Below are 16424 nucleotides of genomic sequence, written 5' to 3' on the forward strand. Positions count from 1 at the left end.
TCCCGACGCTCACGCCGTCGGCAACGCGGAGGCAAAGGGGGCCTGGAGCCCGGGACGTGGTGCCACATGCCGTTGCCTCTCAGTGTGCTCTAGTGAGCACGCGGTTGGCAGTCCCGCCTTGCGGTGAGACGGTCCCGGTCTGACCCGCTGGCGCGGTGCCGGGTTGACGCTTCAATGCCACCAGCCCCGCGAGTGGGGTCTTGCGGTCGGCTCCACGTCCAGCCGCCGGGCCACTCCCGGCGGTTGTTGCGTCAGCCGCGAGCGCGGTCAAGTTGTAGGCGGCGTTGAGGTCCCGGTCGAGGACCAGGCCACACGATTCGCACTGGTATTCACGCTCGGACAGGGCGAGTTTGGTTTTCACCGCGCCGCAGCCCGAGCACGTCTTGGAGGAGGGATACCAGCGGTCGGCCAGGATCAGCCGGCCGCCGTTCCACCTGGTCTTGTAGGTCAGTTGCCGGCGGATCTCGGCGAACCCGGCGTCGGCGATGTGCCGGGCCAGCTTGCGGTTGCGCAGCATCCCGGTGACGTTGAGGTCTTCGATGACGACCGTGGCGTATTCGCGGGTCAGCCGGGTGGTGAGCTTGTGCAGTCCGTCGCGGCGCAGGTTCGCCACCCGGGCATGCGCCCGGCCGAGCCGGGCTGCCGCTCGCTCCCACCGCTTCGAGGCGCGTCGGCCGGTGCGCCGGTCCGGGCCGGTCTTGCGCGCCAGTGCCCGACCGAGCGCCCGCATCCGCTGGCGCGCTGTCGTCAGGTATCGCGGGTTGTCGATCAGCTCGCCGGTCGACAGCACCGCCAGGTGCCTGATGCCGACGTCGACGCCGAGCACCGCGCCCGGCCGGGCGGGTAGCCGCTCGCCGCGCTCGACCTCGACGCAGAAAGCGACGTGCCACCGGCCGCCGTCACGTCGCACGGAGGCGGACATGATCCGGGCGGTGCCGTTGTCGATCCGGCGGGCGAGCTTGCGGGCGGACTCATGCAGCTTCAGCCGGCCCAGCCGGGGCAGCACCACATGCTTGCGGTCGGACTCGATCCGGATCGTCCCGGTGGTGAACCGCACGGACGCGATGCTGCGGCGGCGGGACTTGAACCCCGGGAACCCGACCGGCCGGCCGGCGCGCTTACCTGAGCGCGAGTCGGCCCAGTTCTTCAACGCGCGAGCGAGGGCGTCGAGGCCGGTGTTGAACGCCTCCTTCGAGCACTCCCGCCACCACGGCGCGACGTCGGGCTTGGCGACGTTCCACGCCTTACGCAGGCCGGGCAGCGTCCACGAAAGGTCGGGGTCAGCATCTCCTCCGGCACGCCGTAGGTGCGTTCGGCGGCCCGCTGATCCATGACCGCCTTGACCCTGGCCAGCGCCCAGTTGTGGGCCACCCGGGCCGCCCCGGCGTGCGCCAGCACGCCACGTTCCTGACCAGGGGTGAGGTCCAGGGCGAACCGGTACGCCTGGATCGTCTTCACGCCCGGCCCTCAGCGGCGGCCTCGACCGCGCGACCGGCACGGTTCGCGGCGGCGCGGCGGCTATACAGGCGGGCGCACAGCAACGTCAGGATCTCGGTGACATCACGCACGAGATCGTCGTCCACCTCGGCCGGGTCGCGCAGCAACGCGAGGAACTCCTTGCGGTGCCCGTTGAACGCCGAACCGACCTCGGTCACCACCCGGTCCACCGCCAGGCGCTGCCCGGTCGCCCACACGGCGACCCGCGCGACCTGCCGGTCCAGGTCCGGCTTCTGCTCGGCCGACGACACGCACGCGTACACAACGGTCTACCCGGCCTCAGTGGTCGCACCCGTCAACGGTTCACCGACCATGATCAGCCGACCGAGTCGATACACGGGAACAGGCAGCGTCCCGGACTCGTAACGCCGCCGTGCGGTCGCGTACGAGATGCCGGTAGCCGCCGCCCACTCCTTCAAGTTCACGCTGCCCACCATAGACAACTAGTAAGCACTAATGACCAAGATGTGTTAGCAGCAGTCAACCCCACTCCGGCGGGGTCGACGGGAGCGTGAGTCCCGGTGACCGTGCCGTTGACCGGGAGCATGTGATGACCACCCAGAGATCGTTCAAGGCCCGGGTCCGGGCCCGGATGGAGAAGACCGGCGAGAGTTACACCACCGCCCGCCGGCACCTGATCAATCGGACCGTCGAGTCGGCTCAGGAATCCACCGCCGCGTCCCCGTCACCTCGCCACCGAACACGAGGTGTCGGGATGGTGGGCGCAGACCATCACCGTCGGGTACGAGCAGGCACGCGGCCTGCGCGCACCGGGTCAACGACGCGGCGGTGGCTTCGAGGCCAGCGCGAGCCGGACGGTGGCCGCGCCGGCGCTGCGACTGTTCGAGGCGTTCGCCGACGAGACGGCACGCGCCCGTTGGCTGCCCGACGTCGAGGTGCGCGTCCGCACCGCCACCGCGCCGCGTAGCTTCCGTGCCGACTGGGCCGGGGGCCCCACCAGGATCGTCGTCGGCATCGACGCTGTCGGCGAGTCAAAGGCCCGGGTCAACGTCGTGCACGAGAAGCTGACCGGAGCCGAGCAGGCCGCGGAGCTGAAGGCGTACTGGCGGGATCGGCTCGCCGCGCTGAAGGTGTTGCTCGAGACGGACGGAGACGACCGATGACCATGACATTCATCAACCTGCCGGTGCGTGACCTGACCACCGCGACCGAGTTCTACCGGGCGATCGGCTTCACCAGCGACCAGGCCGAGCCGGACGGCGACAGCATGGTGCTCACCATCTCCGACACCACCCGGCTGGTGCTGCACCTGCGCCCGGGCTTCGAGGCGTACACCGGGGTCGCGACGCCGGACACGGCGACCAGCCGTGAGGTCGTCGTCGGGCTGTCGGCGCCGAGCCGGGGGCAGGTCGACGAACTCGTCGACCAGGCGGCGGTCGCCGGTGGGGAGTCGCTCGGGCCGGGGATGGCCAACGGGCCGATGTACATGCGCGGCTTCCGCGACCTCGACGGCCACCAGTGGTCGTTCCTGCACATGGCCGGCTGACCGCGCGGCCCAGCGACGGCCCGAGGAGGCCGCCGCCGGGCTCCGGTCAATCCGGGCCGCCCGGCACGGCCGCGGCCACACCGGTGGGCACTGCCGTCCGGCGCCGGCGGCGGGTCAGCAGCACCAGCGCCACCACGAGGTACGCCCCGGCGGTCAGCGCGAACGCCACAGCATTGCCGGCCGTCGTGGCGAGCAGACCGTAACCGGCGTACGTCACGATGATCAGCACGTCGGTGGCCATCCCGGCCAGGGAGGTGACGGTGGCGCGGCTGGTGCCGGTGATCCGGGCCTGGAGTCGCGCGTCGGCCAGCACTGTGGCCAACTGCGCGGCGCCGAAGGCTACCGCGAGCAACACGAACCCGGCCGGGTGCCGCAGCAGGGCACCTCCGGCCAGCGCGACGCCGACCAGCCCCAACAGTGCGGCGTACCCTCGGCCGCCCAGCCGCTCCCCCGCCGGGGCGAGCAGCCCGCCGACTGTCACTCCGGCCCAGAGCAGCAGGAGCAGCAGGGGTACGGCCTGCGCGCCGACGCCGGTGTCCAGGGCGAGCAGCGGGGTGTACTCATCCAGGGCGCCCCAGTCGGCGGCGACCACGGCCACCAGCAGCACGGCGGCGCGTACCGGCGGACGGGTGCGGACCTGCGACACCCCGGCCCGCAGCGTGTCCCACCACCCCAGGTCACCATCGTCGTCCGGGCTCCCGGGCGGGACGGTGTCCGGCTCGTCTAGCCGGGGTGGCGCGGCAGCCACCGAGCGAGCGGCCGTCGCCGGTTCGGCCACCGGAACGCGTACGGCCCTCGGCGCGCGGTGTTCCGGGAAGCGGGTGGCGACGATCGTGGCGAGCAGGCAGGCGAGCACGCTGGCCGCGCCGACCACGGGGTACCCGCCGACGGCGAGCACCGGGCCGGCGAGCACTCCGGAGACCACCACGCCCAGCACACCCGCCGTCCGCGCCCGCCCGAGCACCCGGGCGTACCGGCCGACAGCGCCGAGCCGGTCCAACTCGGTCCAGACCAACGCCTCCAGCGCACCGGAGACCAGTGCGCCACCGGCGCCCCAGAGCAGGAAACCGACAGCGAACGCCGGGTACGACGGCAGCAGCACCCAGAGCGCGAAACCGGCGGCGGCCACCAGCGGGGCGAGGCACAGCAGCAGCCGGCGGGACAGCACGTCGGCCCAGGCGCCGGAGGGCACCTCGAACAGGATGCCGGCGGCGGACCAGATGACGAAGAGCGACGCGATCTGCCCCACCGACAGCCCGGTGTCGGCGAAGAACACCACGTACAGCGGGTAGAGCAGGACGAGGTCACTGAGGAACGCGTACCCGTAGAGAGTCGCCGTCAGCCGACGGACCGCCGGCTCGGGGACGCGCGAAGCGATGAGGGTCATGGGGCCTTCCCGTGGGAGTGGAGACGGACACCGGACGTGCGGTGCCCGTGGTGGCCCACGGGATCGGCCGACGCTGCTGGATCAATGTCGCCAGGTCATGCCCGCGATGCTAGACAACCCGCGCGGCCGCGGCCAGCGCTTTCGGCGTGCCGAGCAGCGCGAACCGTGCCAGGTGAGCGAGGCGGGGGGCGGACAACGAGAGGCGGGGCGGGGTGGGGTGGTTCCCCCCCCCCCGCCCGGCCGCGGGGGGGCGGGCCGGGGGCGCCGCGGGAAGACCAGGGGGGTGGACCCCGGGTCGCGGGGGGGGGGGGGCCCCCCCTCCGGGGGGGGGGGCGTCCCCCCCCCCCCCCCCCCCCGCCGCCGTACCGCTGGTGTCAGTGCCGGTCGACCGGCGGAATGACAGTGGTGGTCTCACCGTCGTCGCTGGTGCGCTGCCCGGGCACCGCGCGATCGGTGCCGCCCGTGACCACCTGGGTGGCGTCGGAGTCGGCCGGGAAGTGCACGACCTGGGTGGCCTCCGGGTCGGTGGGCCGGGTCACCACCTGGGTGGCGTCGGCGTCGGCCGGCCTGGTCACCACCTGGGTGGCCTCCGCGCCGCTGGTGGTGGCCGATCGGCGGGCGGCCTCGGCCTCGGCGTCGCGGCGACCGGCCCGGTACGCCTGGGCGTGCTCGGCGATCAGCTGCGACTCCTGCTCGGCGCGGGTCAGCCACGACTCCCAACGACTCTGCATCGGACGGATCAGACCGCCGCCGACACCGACGACGAGGATGCCACCGATAGTGGCCAGCACGGCGATCAGCACGGGAGTGGTGACCGCGGTGGCCACGCCGATCTGGTTCAGCGCCGCGATGACGCCGAGGCCGAGGATGAACACCGAGGCGATGGTGGCCAGCACCCGGCCGTACGACAGGCCGCCGAGCGCGCCGCTGATGATGTCCTTGACCGCGTTGGCGATGGCGGCGGCGACCACGACGATGACGATCGCGACGAAGGCGCGGGGCAGCCACGCGATCACCGCGCCGAGCAGGTCGGAGATCGGGTTCGGGCCCCAGATGCCGAAGGCGAGCTGAAGGGTGAACAGCAGCACCGCGTAGTAGACGAGCTTCGCGACGATGTCACTGGCGTCGTACCGGGAGCGGCTCAACGCGCGGCGGATGCCGCCGCGTTCGACGGCGCGGTCGAAGCCCACCCGTTCGAGGACCTTCTCCACGATCTTCAGTACGGCCTTGGCGATCAGCCATCCGGCCACCAGGATCGCCAGGAAGGCGACGGCCTTGGGCAGGAAGAGCATCACCGAGCGGAGAGCGTCGCCCACCGCGTCGCTGACGTTGTCACTCATCTGGTCATTCCTTAAGTGGGGCAGCCGGAACGGTCAGCACCGGACCTACCCGCGACCCGACGCGCGGAAACGCCGACCAGGCGGGGTCGCCCTCCAGACCGGGTGCTGGTGAGCGACCAGCACGCGGCCGCGCGGATGTGGAGTGCCCCGAACCCGCCCTCGCCGTCGAGGATCTGTACGTGGTGATGAGGTGTGCGTGTTGCGGTGTTACCTGTCCTCGGTGCTGGGCTGCATTGTGCTTGGGGAGTTGAACCCCGCGCTGCCCACCGCGCGCCAAGAAGGGTGCCGGGGTTGCAGCCCGGACCTGTGTGTACACGCCTCCACGACGGCTACCTGCTCCACATGCTTCTGGGGTAGGTCAGTCCAGCAGGTCAGCCTCCCAGTTGGTGCGCTGAATCCGCACCTCGAGCTCGCGGAGCTGTCCGGCGAGCCCGTCGGCGCGTTCCCGAAGCTCGGCGACCGGCAACGCGGCGAGCATCTTCAGCTCGGAGCGGAGCTGCCGGGCCAGGTGACCACGGCCGCTACCGGCGGCGGCGTCGGCGGCCGCCGTGATGGCCGCGTGCCGCAGTCGCAGGACGTCCCGCCGGGCCAACGCGTCGGTGAGCGTTCCGAGGTCGTCGACCGGCACCGTGGCGTTGGTCCGGTTGATGCGCCGGATCAGCGTCTCCAGGTTGTCGAGGACCTGGTCCAGCTCGGTCATGAGCACAGTGGCGTCCTCCGGAGGCAGCTCACCCTCCTGGTACCGGGCGCTGCCGTTGATCCGGGTCCGCAGCTGCTCGACCCGTCGTGCCGCCTCGGCGCGTTCGGTCAGCGCCTCACCAAGTTTCATCTCCCACCCCCGAGTCAGCGGCCAGGTTAGCGGAACGTTGATCTTTTGGCCGACCGGTTTTCCGGCTGCCCGTTGGGGGTGGGCGCCCTCTAGCGCGCGGACGAGTCTTGGCAATATTCTCCGAAGTACGTGCGGCCACTGGAGCTACTTTTCATCCCCCCGCCGTCGGCCGCAGGAGGAGATGCAATGCACGTCGACCATTCCGAAGTGGATCGCCGGACGCTGCTGCGGGCCGGTCTCGGCGCCGCCACGGTCGCCGTCGTCGGGAGCGAACTCGCCCTCCCGGGCGCGGCGCAGGCCGCGCCGGGCACCGACCTGGACTGGATCATCAGCTGTGACGAGTGGGCCGCCCGCCCGCCGAAGGACCCGCTGTCGGTGAGCGCCATCGCCACCAACAAGATCATCGTGCATCACATGGCGTTCCCGAACGTCACCGACTACTCCCGCGAGCAGGCGGTCAAGCTGGCCCACGACTGCCAGGACCTGCACATGGACGGCAACGGCTGGTCCGACACCGGCCAGCACTTCACTGTCAGCCGTGGCGGGTACGTGCTGGAGGGCCGCCGGGGCAGCCTGGAGCGCCTCGAAGCCGGCGACCGGCAGATGATCTCGGCGCACTGCCCGGGTGAGAACGGCCGGGCCATCGGCATCGAGAACGAGGGCACCTACGTCACCGAGACGCCACCCAAGGCGTTGACCGACTCGCTGGTCAAGCTCTGCGTCGCGATTTGCCGGCAGTACGGGCTGCAGGCGCACGACATCTTCGGCCACTGGGACTTCCGCACCACCGAGTGCCCGGGCGCTGCCTTCTACCGGCAGTTCCCGGAGCTGCGGCGGCGGGTGCACGCCGCCCTGGGCACCAAGCTCGGTGACGTGCCAGCGCGCCGCTGGCCGGACCTGTGGCGTTTCGTCAACTCCCCCTCCGTCCGGGTGGTGCAGCACCTGCTCGCCTACCGGGGCTACCCGGTGACCGTCAGCGGCACGTTCGACGCCGCGACCGTCGCGGCGGTGCAGGACTGGCAGGCCCGCAACGGCATCGCTGTGGACGTGGACGCCACACTCACCACGCCGACCTGGGAGACCCTGGCGCCGGAGCTGGACCAGCACGCCGCCGGAGCGCCGGTCACGGCCGTGCAGGAAATCCTCTTCACCAAGGGGTACGCGGTCACCGTCACCGGGGCGTACGACCACGCCACCCGGAGGGCGGTGCAGGACCTTCAGGCGCTGCACGGGCTGCCCCGCAACGGCAAGCTCAGCACGAGCACGTGGTGCACTGTCGTCGGCGGGTCGGTCCGCGAATCGTTCCGGCACCGCTGAGCGCGTGGTGGCGGTGCGGGGCGCACCCGCACCGCCACCAGCCGGCTCACCGGTTTGATCCGTCGCCCCGGCGGAAAGAGTCCCGAGCATGACCTGGGCCCGTCGAGCCGTACCCGCTGTTGCCGCCGCCCTCGCGGCCCTCGCCGCGCGGGACCTGATCCAGCGCGACCACGCGCTGCTGCGCAACTTTCCGGTCCTCGGCCGGGCCCGCTACCTGTTGGAGACGATCGGGCCGGAGCTACGGCAGTACATCGTGGCCGGCAACAACGAGGAGCGGCCGTTCACCCGCGACCAGCGCCGCTGGGTGTACGCGTCGGCCAAGCAGGAGAACAACTACTTCGGTTTCGGCACCGACAACGACATCGAGTACACCCCCGGGTATCCGATCATCAAGCACCGCACCTTCGGTCGTGCCGTGCCGCCGTCGTCACCGACCGCCGGGCACGACGTGCGGTTGCCCAGCGCGAAGGTGCTCGGCGCGGCACGGGGTCGCGCCCGAGCGTTCCGACCGGAGTCGGTCGTCAACATCTCCGGGATGAGCTTCGGCTCGCTCTCCGGCAACGCCGTCACCGCGCTCAACAAGGGGGCGGCGCTCGCCGGCTGCCTGCAGAACACCGGCGAGGGTGGCCTGTCGCCGTACCACCGCAACGGCGGTGAGCTGGTCTTCCAACTCGGCACCGCCTACTTCGGCTGCCGCGACGAGCACGGCCGGTTCAGCCTCGACCGGTTGAAGGACCTGGTCGCCGGCGCACCGGTGCGAGCGCTGGAGATCAAGCTGAGCCAGGGCGCCAAGCCGAGCCTCGGTGGGCTGCTGCCCGGGGCGAAGGTGTCCGACGAGATCGCCGCCACCCGGGGCATCCCGGCCGGTCAGGACTGCGTCAGCCCGTCCCGGCACGCCGAGTTCTCCGACTGCGACAGCCTGCTCGACTGGGTGGAGTTGCTGGCCGCCGAGACGGGTCTGCCGGTCGGCATCAAGTCGGCGATCGGTGACCTGGGCTTTTGGCAGGAGTTGGCCACCCTGATGCGGGACACCGGCCGGGGTGTGGACTTCGTGACGATCGACGGCGGCGAGGGCGGCACCGGGGCCGCACCACTGATTTTCACCGACTCCGTGTCGCTCCCGTTCCAGCAGGGCTTCTCCCGGGTGTACAAGATCTTCGCCGAGCACGACCTGCACGAACAGGTGGTCTTCGTCGGCGGCGGCAAGCTCGGCCTGCCGGACAACGCGATCGTGGCGTTCGCGCTCGGCTGTGACCTGGTCAACGTCGGTCGGGAGGCGATGCTGGCGATCGGCTGCATCCAGGCGCAGAAGTGCCACACCGACACCTGTCCCACCGGCGTCGCCACCCAGAACGCGTGGCTCGCCCGGGGCCTGGACCCGACGTTGAAGTCGGTCCGGGCGGCCAACTACCTGCGGACGCTGCGCCGGGACCTGACGAAGGTCGCCGAGGCCTGCGGCGTCGAACACCCCGGCCTGATCGGCACCGACGCCGTGGAGATCCTGGACGGCCGCACCAGCTCCACCCCACTGCACCAGGTATACGGCTACCGACCCGAATGGGGACTGCCCTCGCCCGCCGACCAGGCGGAGATCATCCGGCTGATGGTCCCGGAGGCACCCCAGGGCGGCAGCGCCCCGCCCTCCGCCACCGCCGTCGGCTGAAATAACGCCCGAACCTGGCCGGCCTGGGCTCGGGCCTGACCTCGGCTCGGGCCTGGTCGCTAAGCCGCGCAGCCTCCGACCGGGCCCGGGCGCTGACCCGCTGCTCTCCGACCGGGCCCGGGCGCTGACCCGCTGCTCTCCGACCGGGCCTGGGCTCTGACCCGCTGGTCTCCGACCGGGGAGCCACATTCGCCGTTGAGCGATATACCTCTGAGTCATATTTATGACTCAGAGGTATAGCCGGTTTCCGCGACATGCCCTCCAGCCCTCGCCGATGCGGCAACAACCCCGGCTCAGCGACCGACCGGCCCGCGCGATCCGGCATTGCTCGGCGGTGCGGTGCTGGACGCGTGGCCTGCCGCGACACCCCGCGGACATCCTGACGATCCCCGCCAGCGCCTCGGGTGGGGCGGGCCGAGGACGCCATGCGACGGAATAACGCGTGGAGCCGCTGCCGAGGGCACCCGTATGGTGGCGCGGTGCTGATCAGACGCGAGACACCCGCCGACGTCGACGCCATTCGGGCGGTGCACTCCGCAGCCTTCGCCAAGGCCGACGGCGGTGACGGCGCACCGGTCGAAGCGACCCTTGTCGACGCGCTGCGCGCCGACGAGGGCTGGCTGCCCCCGTACTCCCTGGTGGCGACCGATTCGGACGGCCAGGTGATGGGGCACGTGGTGGCCACCCGCGGCCGGGTGGGCGGTGCGCCGGTGGCGTTGGGCCTGGGGCCGCTGGGCGTATTGCCCGACTGGCAGCGGCGCGGGGTCGGCAGCGCGTTGATGCACGCGGTGCTCGGCGCGGCCGACGCGCGGGACGAACCGCTGGTGGTGCTGCTCGGGCATCCCGACTACTACCCGCGCTTCGGGTTCCGGCCGGCCGTCGAGCTGGGTGTCATCCCGCCGCAGCCGTGGGGGCCGCAGTACTTCATGGCGCGGCCGTCGCACGCGTGGCGCGAGTCGATCCGGGGCGAGTTCCGCTACGCCGGCCCGTTCGACGACCTGTGAACCGACCCGCTGTCCGTCGGCGGCGCGCCACCGACCTGGACGGCTGCGTCGCGGCGCTCGCCGAGGTTCACCGGGTCGACGGGTACCCGCTGAACTGGCCCGCCGACCCGCACCGCTGGCTGCGCGAGCCGCACCCGGCGTGAGCCTGGGTCGCCGTCGACGCCGACGCGGCCGTCGTCGGACACGTCGCGGTGCATCGGATCCCCGATCAGGTGGACGGGCCGCCCGGCCGGCCGACGGCCGAGGTGGCTCGTCTCTTCGTGGTGCCGAGAGCCCGTGGATTGGCGCTGGGCAGCACGCTGCTGGACCGGGCCCGCCGGTGGGCGGACAAACGCGCAACGGACCTGGTGCTGGAGTTGGCCGCCGGTGGCACCGCGGCCGCCGCGCTGTACGAGCGCACAGGATGGCGGTGTGTCGGCACCAGCACGGCACCCTGGACCGCTCCCGACGGCAGCCCGGTGTCGCTGCGCCACTACACGCTGCGTCACCGCGCGCCGGGCTCCGACGTCGCACCGGCCAGCACCGCGAGGCGACGGGCGAGCCGGCCTGCGGCCTCGCGCAGCTCGGGAGGCTCCAACACCTCCATCTCGTGATCCAGCCGGGCGAGGTGCGCGGCGAGCCAGTCCAGGTTGTCGCCGCCGACGACCAGCACGGACCATCCGTCGCGGTCGTCCTCGACCCGCCCCACCTGTGGCGGGACCACCTCCCGCAACCGCTCCGGTTGGGCGTGCACCCGTACCCGGGCGAGGTAGCGGTACGGCGCACCGGTCACGGCCCGCTGCACGAAGGCGACCGGATCCGGGTGCTCGCGCGCCGGGAAACGCCAGGTCGTCGCGACCGCCGCCCGCATCCGGTCCAGCCGGAACGTCCGCCAGTCGGCGCGGTCTGCGTCCCAGGCCATCAGATACCAGCGGCGGCCGGTCGTGACCATCCGGATCGGCTCGACCGTCCGTTCCCGCTCAGCAGCGTCCCGGCCGGGATAGTGGAATCGAACACGTACCCCGTCCCGACAGGCGCGGGCGAGTGTCACCAGCAGCTCGGCGTCGATCTCGGCGACCGGGCCGATGAGGGTGTCGGTGGAGCCGTGCACCGCCCGTACCTCGGCGCGCAGCCGCGACGGCATCACCTGGTCGAGCTTCGCGAGGGCCCGCAGCGCCGCCTCGCTCGCCCCGGCGACGGTGCCCCCGGAGGCGAGCCGCAGAGACACCGCTGTGGCGATCGCCTCCTCGTCGTCGAGGAGCAACGGCGGCAGCCGGGTGCCCGCACCGAGTTGGTAGCCGCCGCCGACGCCCGACACCGCGTGCACCGGGTAGCCGAGCGTCCGCAGACGCTGCACGTCGCGGCGCACGCACCGGCCGGTGACCCCCAACTCGGTGGCGAGTTCGGTGGCCGTCCAGGACAGGCGTCGTTGCAGCAGCGCCAGCAGGCGCAGCACCCGCTCGGTCGTCGCCTCGACGGTCACCCGTCGATCGTTTCACGGATAGCGGAACAACCCTGTCCGCTATCAGCGAGAGGCTGGGATCATGACCGACCAGAAGAGGAAGCAGGGATCCGCAGTGACCCGCGACGTCCAAATCACGTTCGACTGCGCCGACCCGGCCAGGTTGGCCACGTTCTGGGCCGAGGCGCTCGGCTACCAGGTGCAGGCCCCACCCGGAGACTTCGAGTCCTGGGACCAGGCACTGGAGGCGATGGGTGTGCCGCCGGAGAACCGCAACGACGCGTCGGCGGTGGTCGACCCCGAAGGCTCGCGACCACGGCTGTTCTTCCAGCGGGTGCCGGAGCACAAGCAGGTGAAGAACCGCGTCCACCTCGACGTACGCGCGGCCCCCGGGCTGGAGGGTGACGAGCGGATGGCGGCCCTGGAGGCCGAAGCCGAACGGCTCGTCTCGCACGGCGCCAGGCGGCTCAGTCGGCACGAGCCCACTCCCCCGTTGGGCGCCGGTCATCTCATCATGGCCGACCCCGAGGGCAACGAGTTCTGCCTCGACTGACCGGGCGTTCGCCCAGCTCACTGCCGCACTCGCCGGGCGTCATGCGAACATGTGTACGTGTCGCCCGGCGCCAGCATCCTGCACGCCGACCTGGACGCGTTCTACGCGTCGGTCGAGCAGCGCGACGACCCGCGCCTGCGCGGGCGGCCGGTGATCGTCGGTGGCGGCGTGGTGCTCGCGGCCAGCTACGAGGCGAAGGCGCGCGGCGTCCGCAGCGCGATGGGCGGCCACCAGGCGCGAAGGCTCTGCCCGGACGCGATCGTCGTGCCGCCGCGAATGTCGGCGTACACGGCGGCGAGCCGCGCGGTCTTCGAGATCTTCCGGCAGACCACACCGCTGGTCGAGGGACTCTCCATCGACGAGGCGTTCCTCGACGTGGGTGGGCTGCGGCGGCTGGTCGGGCCACCTGCCGAGATCGCCGAACGACTGCGCCGGGAGGTCCGCGACCGGGTCCATCTGCCGATCACGGTGGGGGTGGCCCGCACGAAGTTCCTGGCCAAGGTCGCCAGCGGGGTGGCGAAACCGGACGGCCTGCTGGTGGTCGCGCCGGACGCCGAGCTGGCGTTCCTGCACCCGCTGCCGGTGGAGCGGCTCTGGGGCGTCGGCCCGGTCACGGCCGCCAAGCTGCGGGAACGCCGGATCCGTACCGTCGGGGAGGTGGCCCGCCTCGGTGAGGCGGCGCTGGTGTCGCTGCTCGGTGCGGGGGCCGGGCGGCACCTGCACGCGCTGGCGCACAATCGCGACCCCCGGGCGGTGCAGGTGGGGCGGCGGCGCGGTTCGATGGGCGCGCAGCACGCGCTGAGTCGTACCCCGCATGCCTCGACGGAGCTGGACGCCATCCTCGCCGGCCTGGTCGACCGGGTCAGCCGGCGGATGCGGACGGCCGGGCGGGCCGGCCGCACCGTGATGTTGCGGCTGCGCTTCGGCGACTACACGCGGGCGACCCGCTCGCACACGGTGGGCAAGGCGACGGCGGACACGACGCCGCTGCTCGCCGCCGCGCATGCGCTGCTCCGCGCGGCGCTGCCCGAGATCGATCGCCGTGGCGTCACACTGATCGGTGTCTCCGTGGGCAATCTCGACGACAACCCGGTCCAACCTGAGCTGCCGTTCCAGCCGGATCCCGGGTCCGATTTGGACGCTGCGGTCGACGCGGTCCGCGACCGGTTCGGATCAGCGGCGCTCACGCGGGCGGTGTTGCTCGGCCGGGAGCCTGGCGTGGAGATGCCGCTTCTGCCCGACTGACCGATAAGCGTGCGGCGTCCGCGGTCGAGCTGCGATCAGAGACACATCACAGCAGGTCGGCGGTTTAGCCGGCGGCTGACGGGTGACCCTTGTGGGGTACAGCCTGACGAGGGGGGCCCACCATGTCCGACGACACCAGCAACCGACCGAGTCGCACCGCCGAGCGCCCGCACGACGTGACCGACCCGCTGCTGTGGCAGTTGGCGATCGACGTGCTGAGCGCACACGAGCCGGACGACGAGGGCCAGTGCCGCAATCTCCAGTGCGCCGGACAGTCCTGGCCGTGCGCGGCACGGACCGGCGCCGAGCACTCACTGCGACTGGCGCGCAGCACTCCCGCCTCGGTCGAGCTGACCATCGACGGGACCGACAGCGACGACGCCGACACGGATGGGCGTCGCGACCCGGCGGTACCGGCCCCCCGCTGGGGTTGGAACGCCGGCCCGTTGGCGTCGCACCGAGGGTCGAAGGCCGCCTCCGCGGCGTGACGGGTCACCAGACCCTGAACTGATCCGCACCACGCAGGCGAACGCTCGGCCGGTTGTCCGGCCGAGCGTTCAGCTGTCGTGGCGGAGCCAGGCCCGGTCCGTCTACAGGGTGCGCGCCAGCCGGTCGGCGAGCGTCCGGGTGAAACGGGCCGGGTCGGTCAGCTCACCGCCCTCGGCGAGCACCGCCAGGCCGTAGAGCAGCTCGGCGGTCTCGGTCAGGGCGGCGCTGTCGCTGCCCTGCTCGTGGGCCTTGCGCAGCCCCGAAACCAGCGGGTGACCGGGGTTGATCTCCAGGATCCGCTTGGTCGTGGGGATCTCGTGCCCCATCGCCCGGTACATCTTCTCCAGGGTTGGAGTGAGGTCGTGGGCGTCGCCGACGACGCAGGCCGGTGAGGTGGTCAGCCGCGACGACAGGCGGACCTCCCGGACGCTGTCCGTGAGGGTGGTCCCCAGCCAGTCGAGCAGCCCGGCGAACTCCTGTCGCTGCTGCTCGCGCTCGGCCTCGGCCTGCTGCTTCTCCTCGTCGGTGTCCAGGTCGATCTCGCCCTTGGCGATCGAGCGCAGTGGCCGACCGTCGTACGTGCCGACCCGCTCGACCCACACCTCGTCGACCTGGTCGGTGAGCAGCAGCACCTCGTGCCCCTTGGCCCGGAACGCCTCCAGGTGCGGAGAGTTCTCGATGGCGGCCCGGGACTCGCCGGTGGCGTACCAGATGTCGCTCTGGCCGTCCTTCATCCGCGACACGTAGCCGGCCAGGTCGGTGGGCTCGGCCGGGTCGTTGGTGGAGGCCACCGACAGGACGTCCAGCAGGGTGTCCCGGTTGTCGGTGTCGTCGATCAGCCCTTCCTTGACCACCGCGCCGAACTCGGTCCAGAAGGTGCGGTAGCGCTCGGCGTGGTTGGCCTTGAGGTCCTTGACAGTGGCGAGGACCTTCTTGACCAGGCGGCGGCGGACGATCTGGATCTGCCGGTCCTGCTGGAGGATCTCCCGGGAGATGTTCAGCGACAGGTCGTGCGCGTCGACCACGCCCTTGACGAAGCGCAGGTAGGTCGGGACCAGCGCCTCGCAGTCGTCCATGATGAAGACGCGCTTGACGTAGAGCTGGACGCCTCGGCGGCCCTGCGGGGAGAACAGGTCCAGTGGGGCGTGGCTGGGCAGGAAGAGCAGCGCCTCGTACTCGAAGGTGCCCTCGCCCTTCATGTGTACGACCTCGAGCGGGTCGGCCCAGTCGTGGCTGACGTGCTTGTAGAACTCGTTGTACTCGGCGGCGTCGACCTCGTCGCGGGGCCGCGCCCAGAGTGCCTTCATCGAGTTGAGGGTCTGCACCTCGCGGGTGGTGGGCTCACCGTCGGCGCCGGGGCGTTCGACGCTCATCCGGATCGGCCAGGCGATGAAGTCGGAGTAGCGCTTGACGATCTCGCGGACGGTCCACTCGGCGGTGTAGTCGTGCAGGTTGTCCTCGGTGTCGGCCGGCTTGAGGTGCAGCGTCACAGTGGTGCCCTGCGGCGCCTCGTCGACCGCCTCGATCGAGTAGGTGCCCTCGCCGGTGGACTCCCAGCGGGTGCCGCCGGTCTCCCCGGCCTTGCGGGTCAGCAGGGTGACCCGGTCGGCGACCATGAACGCGGCGTAGAAGCCGACGCCGAACTGGCCGATGAGGTCCTGCTTGGCGTGGGCGTCGGCGGACTCGCGTAGTTGGCGCAGCAGCTCGGCGGTGCCCGACTTGGCGATCGTGCCGATCAGCTGGACGACCTCGTCGCGGGTCATTCCGATGCCGTTGTCGCGCACGGTGAGGGTGCGGGCGTTGCGGTCGATCTCCAGGGCGACGTGCAGGTCGTCGGTGTCGGCGACGAGGTCCTTGTCGACGAGGGTGGCCAGCCGGAGCTTGTCCAGTGCGTCGGACGCGTTCGAGATGAGTTCCCGCAGGAAGACGTCCTTGTTCGAATAGATCGAGTGGACCACCAACTGGAGGAGCTGACGCGCCTCGGCCTGGAATTCCAACGTTTCGGCCTGGTTGCTCACACCGTCTCCCATCTCGGCTCGTACGAAGGTTCGCGGAAAGGATACGAGTCGTCACCGGTCGGGGTGTGGGCGCGTCCGGGTCGTATTCCCGATCCGGTCGTCCACCCCCGTGACGTAGCTGACTTTGCTTAACA

Annotated in this window: 16 protein-coding genes and 2 pseudogenes; 10 read left to right on the forward strand and 8 right to left on the reverse strand. The window is 71.5% G+C overall.

All coding sequences use genetic code 11. The features are described from left to right. Positions 1-79: 79 nt before the first annotated feature. The 3 genes and pseudogenes from tnpB to ABZ794_RS21700 all read right to left on the reverse strand — a co-directional run bounded on the left by tnpB (position 80) and on the right by ABZ794_RS21700 (position 1922). Positions 80-1261 (reverse strand): IS607 family element RNA-guided endonuclease TnpB, encoded by a 1182-nt coding sequence (tnpB, locus tag ABZ794_RS21690; protein ID WP_357517331.1) that lies wholly within the window; start codon positions 1259-1261, stop codon positions 80-82. Further along, positions 1147-1458, reverse strand: coding sequence for a helix-turn-helix domain-containing protein (locus ABZ794_RS21695; protein ID WP_357517334.1), 312 nt, complete (start codon positions 1456-1458; stop codon positions 1147-1149). The genes tnpB and ABZ794_RS21695 overlap by 115 nt, the downstream gene beginning before the upstream one ends. Further along, positions 1455-1922: pseudogene (locus ABZ794_RS21700) on the reverse strand (recombinase family protein). The gene ABZ794_RS21695 and the pseudogene ABZ794_RS21700 overlap by 4 nt, the downstream one beginning before the upstream one ends. A gap of 282 nt (positions 1923-2204) precedes the next feature. Here ABZ794_RS21700 and ABZ794_RS21705 point away from each other — a divergent pair. Together ABZ794_RS21705 and ABZ794_RS21710 are read left to right on the forward strand one after the other, a co-directional pair. After that, a complete protein-coding gene (locus tag ABZ794_RS21705; RefSeq protein WP_357517206.1) occupies positions 2205-2621 on the forward strand; it encodes a hypothetical protein in 417 nt (138 codons plus the stop codon). After that, positions 2618-3004 carry a VOC family protein gene (locus ABZ794_RS21710; protein ID WP_357517208.1) on the forward strand — a complete coding sequence of 129 codons (387 nt, stop codon included), beginning with the start codon at positions 2618-2620 and terminating at the stop codon, positions 3002-3004. Before ABZ794_RS21705 ends, ABZ794_RS21710 begins: the two co-directional genes overlap by 4 nt. Positions 3005-3050: 46 nt before the next feature. On the opposite strand, the gene ABZ794_RS21715 is transcribed toward ABZ794_RS21710, so the two are convergent. The 3 genes from ABZ794_RS21715 to ABZ794_RS21725 all read right to left on the reverse strand — a co-directional run bounded on the left by ABZ794_RS21715 (position 3051) and on the right by ABZ794_RS21725 (position 6560). After that, positions 3051-4391 (reverse strand): MFS transporter, encoded by a 1341-nt coding sequence (locus ABZ794_RS21715; protein ID WP_238689621.1) that lies wholly within the window; start codon positions 4389-4391, stop codon positions 3051-3053. Between the two features lie 374 nt (positions 4392-4765). After that, positions 4766-5731 carry a hypothetical protein gene (locus ABZ794_RS21720; protein WP_210787102.1) on the reverse strand — a complete coding sequence of 322 codons (966 nt, stop codon included), beginning with the start codon at positions 5729-5731 and terminating at the stop codon, positions 4766-4768. 358 nt (positions 5732-6089) lie between these two features. Then, entirely contained in the window at positions 6090-6560 is a 471-nt protein-coding gene (locus ABZ794_RS21725) for a DIP1984 family protein (RefSeq protein WP_238689619.1), read from the reverse strand. A 207-nt stretch (positions 6561-6767) separates the two neighbouring features. On the opposite strand from ABZ794_RS21725, the gene ABZ794_RS21730 reads away from it, so the two are divergent. The 5 genes and pseudogenes from ABZ794_RS21730 to ABZ794_RS21750 all read left to right on the forward strand — a co-directional run. Then, entirely contained in the window at positions 6768-7877 is a 1110-nt protein-coding gene (locus ABZ794_RS21730) for an N-acetylmuramoyl-L-alanine amidase (RefSeq protein ID WP_357517211.1), read from the forward strand. Between the two features lie 88 nt (positions 7878-7965). Beyond that, positions 7966-9540, forward strand: a complete 1575-nt coding sequence (locus ABZ794_RS21735) for an FMN-binding glutamate synthase family protein (protein WP_357517213.1) — start codon at positions 7966-7968, stop codon at positions 9538-9540. Positions 9541-10019: 479 nt separating this feature from the next. Continuing rightward, the gene (locus ABZ794_RS21740; protein WP_357517214.1) at positions 10020-10544 is read left to right on the forward strand and encodes an N-acetyltransferase; all 525 of its coding nucleotides are present in this window, start codon (positions 10020-10022) and stop codon (positions 10542-10544) included. Beyond that, positions 10541-10687, forward strand: a complete 147-nt coding sequence (locus ABZ794_RS21745) for a hypothetical protein (protein WP_357517216.1) — start codon at positions 10541-10543, stop codon at positions 10685-10687. The genes ABZ794_RS21740 and ABZ794_RS21745 overlap by 4 nt, the downstream gene beginning before the upstream one ends. A 15-nt stretch (positions 10688-10702) precedes the next feature. Beyond that, positions 10703-11137, forward strand: a pseudogene (locus ABZ794_RS21750) (GNAT family N-acetyltransferase); the annotation flags it as partial. On the opposite strand, the gene ABZ794_RS21755 reads toward ABZ794_RS21750, so the two are convergent. Further along, positions 11029-12006 (reverse strand): YafY family protein, encoded by a 978-nt coding sequence (locus ABZ794_RS21755; protein WP_210787116.1) that lies wholly within the window; start codon positions 12004-12006, stop codon positions 11029-11031. The pseudogene ABZ794_RS21750 and the gene ABZ794_RS21755 overlap by 109 nt on opposite strands. A 61-nt stretch (positions 12007-12067) precedes the next feature. Between ABZ794_RS21755 and ABZ794_RS21760 the strand changes: the two genes are divergently transcribed. From ABZ794_RS21760 to ABZ794_RS21770, 3 genes are all read left to right on the forward strand, one after another. Next, positions 12068-12538 (forward strand): VOC family protein, encoded by a 471-nt coding sequence (locus ABZ794_RS21760; protein WP_210787118.1) that lies wholly within the window; start codon positions 12068-12070, stop codon positions 12536-12538. A 57-nt stretch (positions 12539-12595) separates the two neighbouring features. Further along, on the forward strand, positions 12596-13783 hold the full coding sequence (dinB, locus tag ABZ794_RS21765; RefSeq protein WP_357517218.1) for a DNA polymerase IV: 1188 nt from the start codon (positions 12596-12598) through the stop codon (positions 13781-13783). 122 nt (positions 13784-13905) lie between these two features. Beyond that, a complete protein-coding gene (locus ABZ794_RS21770) occupies positions 13906-14271 on the forward strand; it encodes a hypothetical protein (protein ID WP_238689614.1) in 366 nt (121 codons plus the stop codon). A gap of 102 nt (positions 14272-14373) precedes the next feature. Here the strand turns inward: ABZ794_RS21770 and htpG are convergent, their stop codons facing one another. Then, positions 14374-16302, reverse strand: a complete 1929-nt coding sequence (gene htpG, locus ABZ794_RS21775) for a molecular chaperone HtpG (protein ID WP_357517220.1) — start codon at positions 16300-16302, stop codon at positions 14374-14376. Positions 16303-16424: the final 122 nt, after the last annotated feature.

The sequence above is a fragment of the Micromonospora sp. NPDC047187 genome, from assembly GCF_040643355.1.
Classification (GTDB): domain Bacteria; phylum Actinomycetota; class Actinomycetes; order Mycobacteriales; family Micromonosporaceae; genus Micromonospora; species Micromonospora salmantinae.

Bases quoted from the DNA above. Each gene is read 5' to 3' on its own strand.
- ABZ794_RS21710 (WP_357517208.1), top strand. From the start codon at position 2,618: ATGACCATGACATTCATCAACCTGCCGGTGCGTGACCTGACCACCGCG.
- ABZ794_RS21715 (WP_238689621.1), bottom strand. From the start codon at position 4,391: ATGACCCTCATCGCTTCGCGCGTCCCCGAGCCGGCGGTCCGTCGGCTG.
- ABZ794_RS21720 (WP_210787102.1), bottom strand. From the start codon at position 5,731: ATGAGTGACAACGTCAGCGACGCGGTGGGCGACGCTCTCCGCTCGGTG.
- ABZ794_RS21725 (WP_238689619.1), bottom strand. From the start codon at position 6,560: ATGAAACTTGGTGAGGCGCTGACCGAACGCGCCGAGGCGGCACGACGG.
- ABZ794_RS21735 (WP_357517213.1), top strand. From the start codon at position 7,966: ATGACCTGGGCCCGTCGAGCCGTACCCGCTGTTGCCGCCGCCCTCGCG.
- ABZ794_RS21760 (WP_210787118.1), top strand. From the start codon at position 12,068: ATGACCGACCAGAAGAGGAAGCAGGGATCCGCAGTGACCCGCGACGTC.
- ABZ794_RS21770 (WP_238689614.1), top strand. From the start codon at position 13,906: ATGTCCGACGACACCAGCAACCGACCGAGTCGCACCGCCGAGCGCCCG.
- htpG (WP_357517220.1), bottom strand. From the start codon at position 16,302: ATGGGAGACGGTGTGAGCAACCAGGCCGAAACGTTGGAATTCCAGGCC.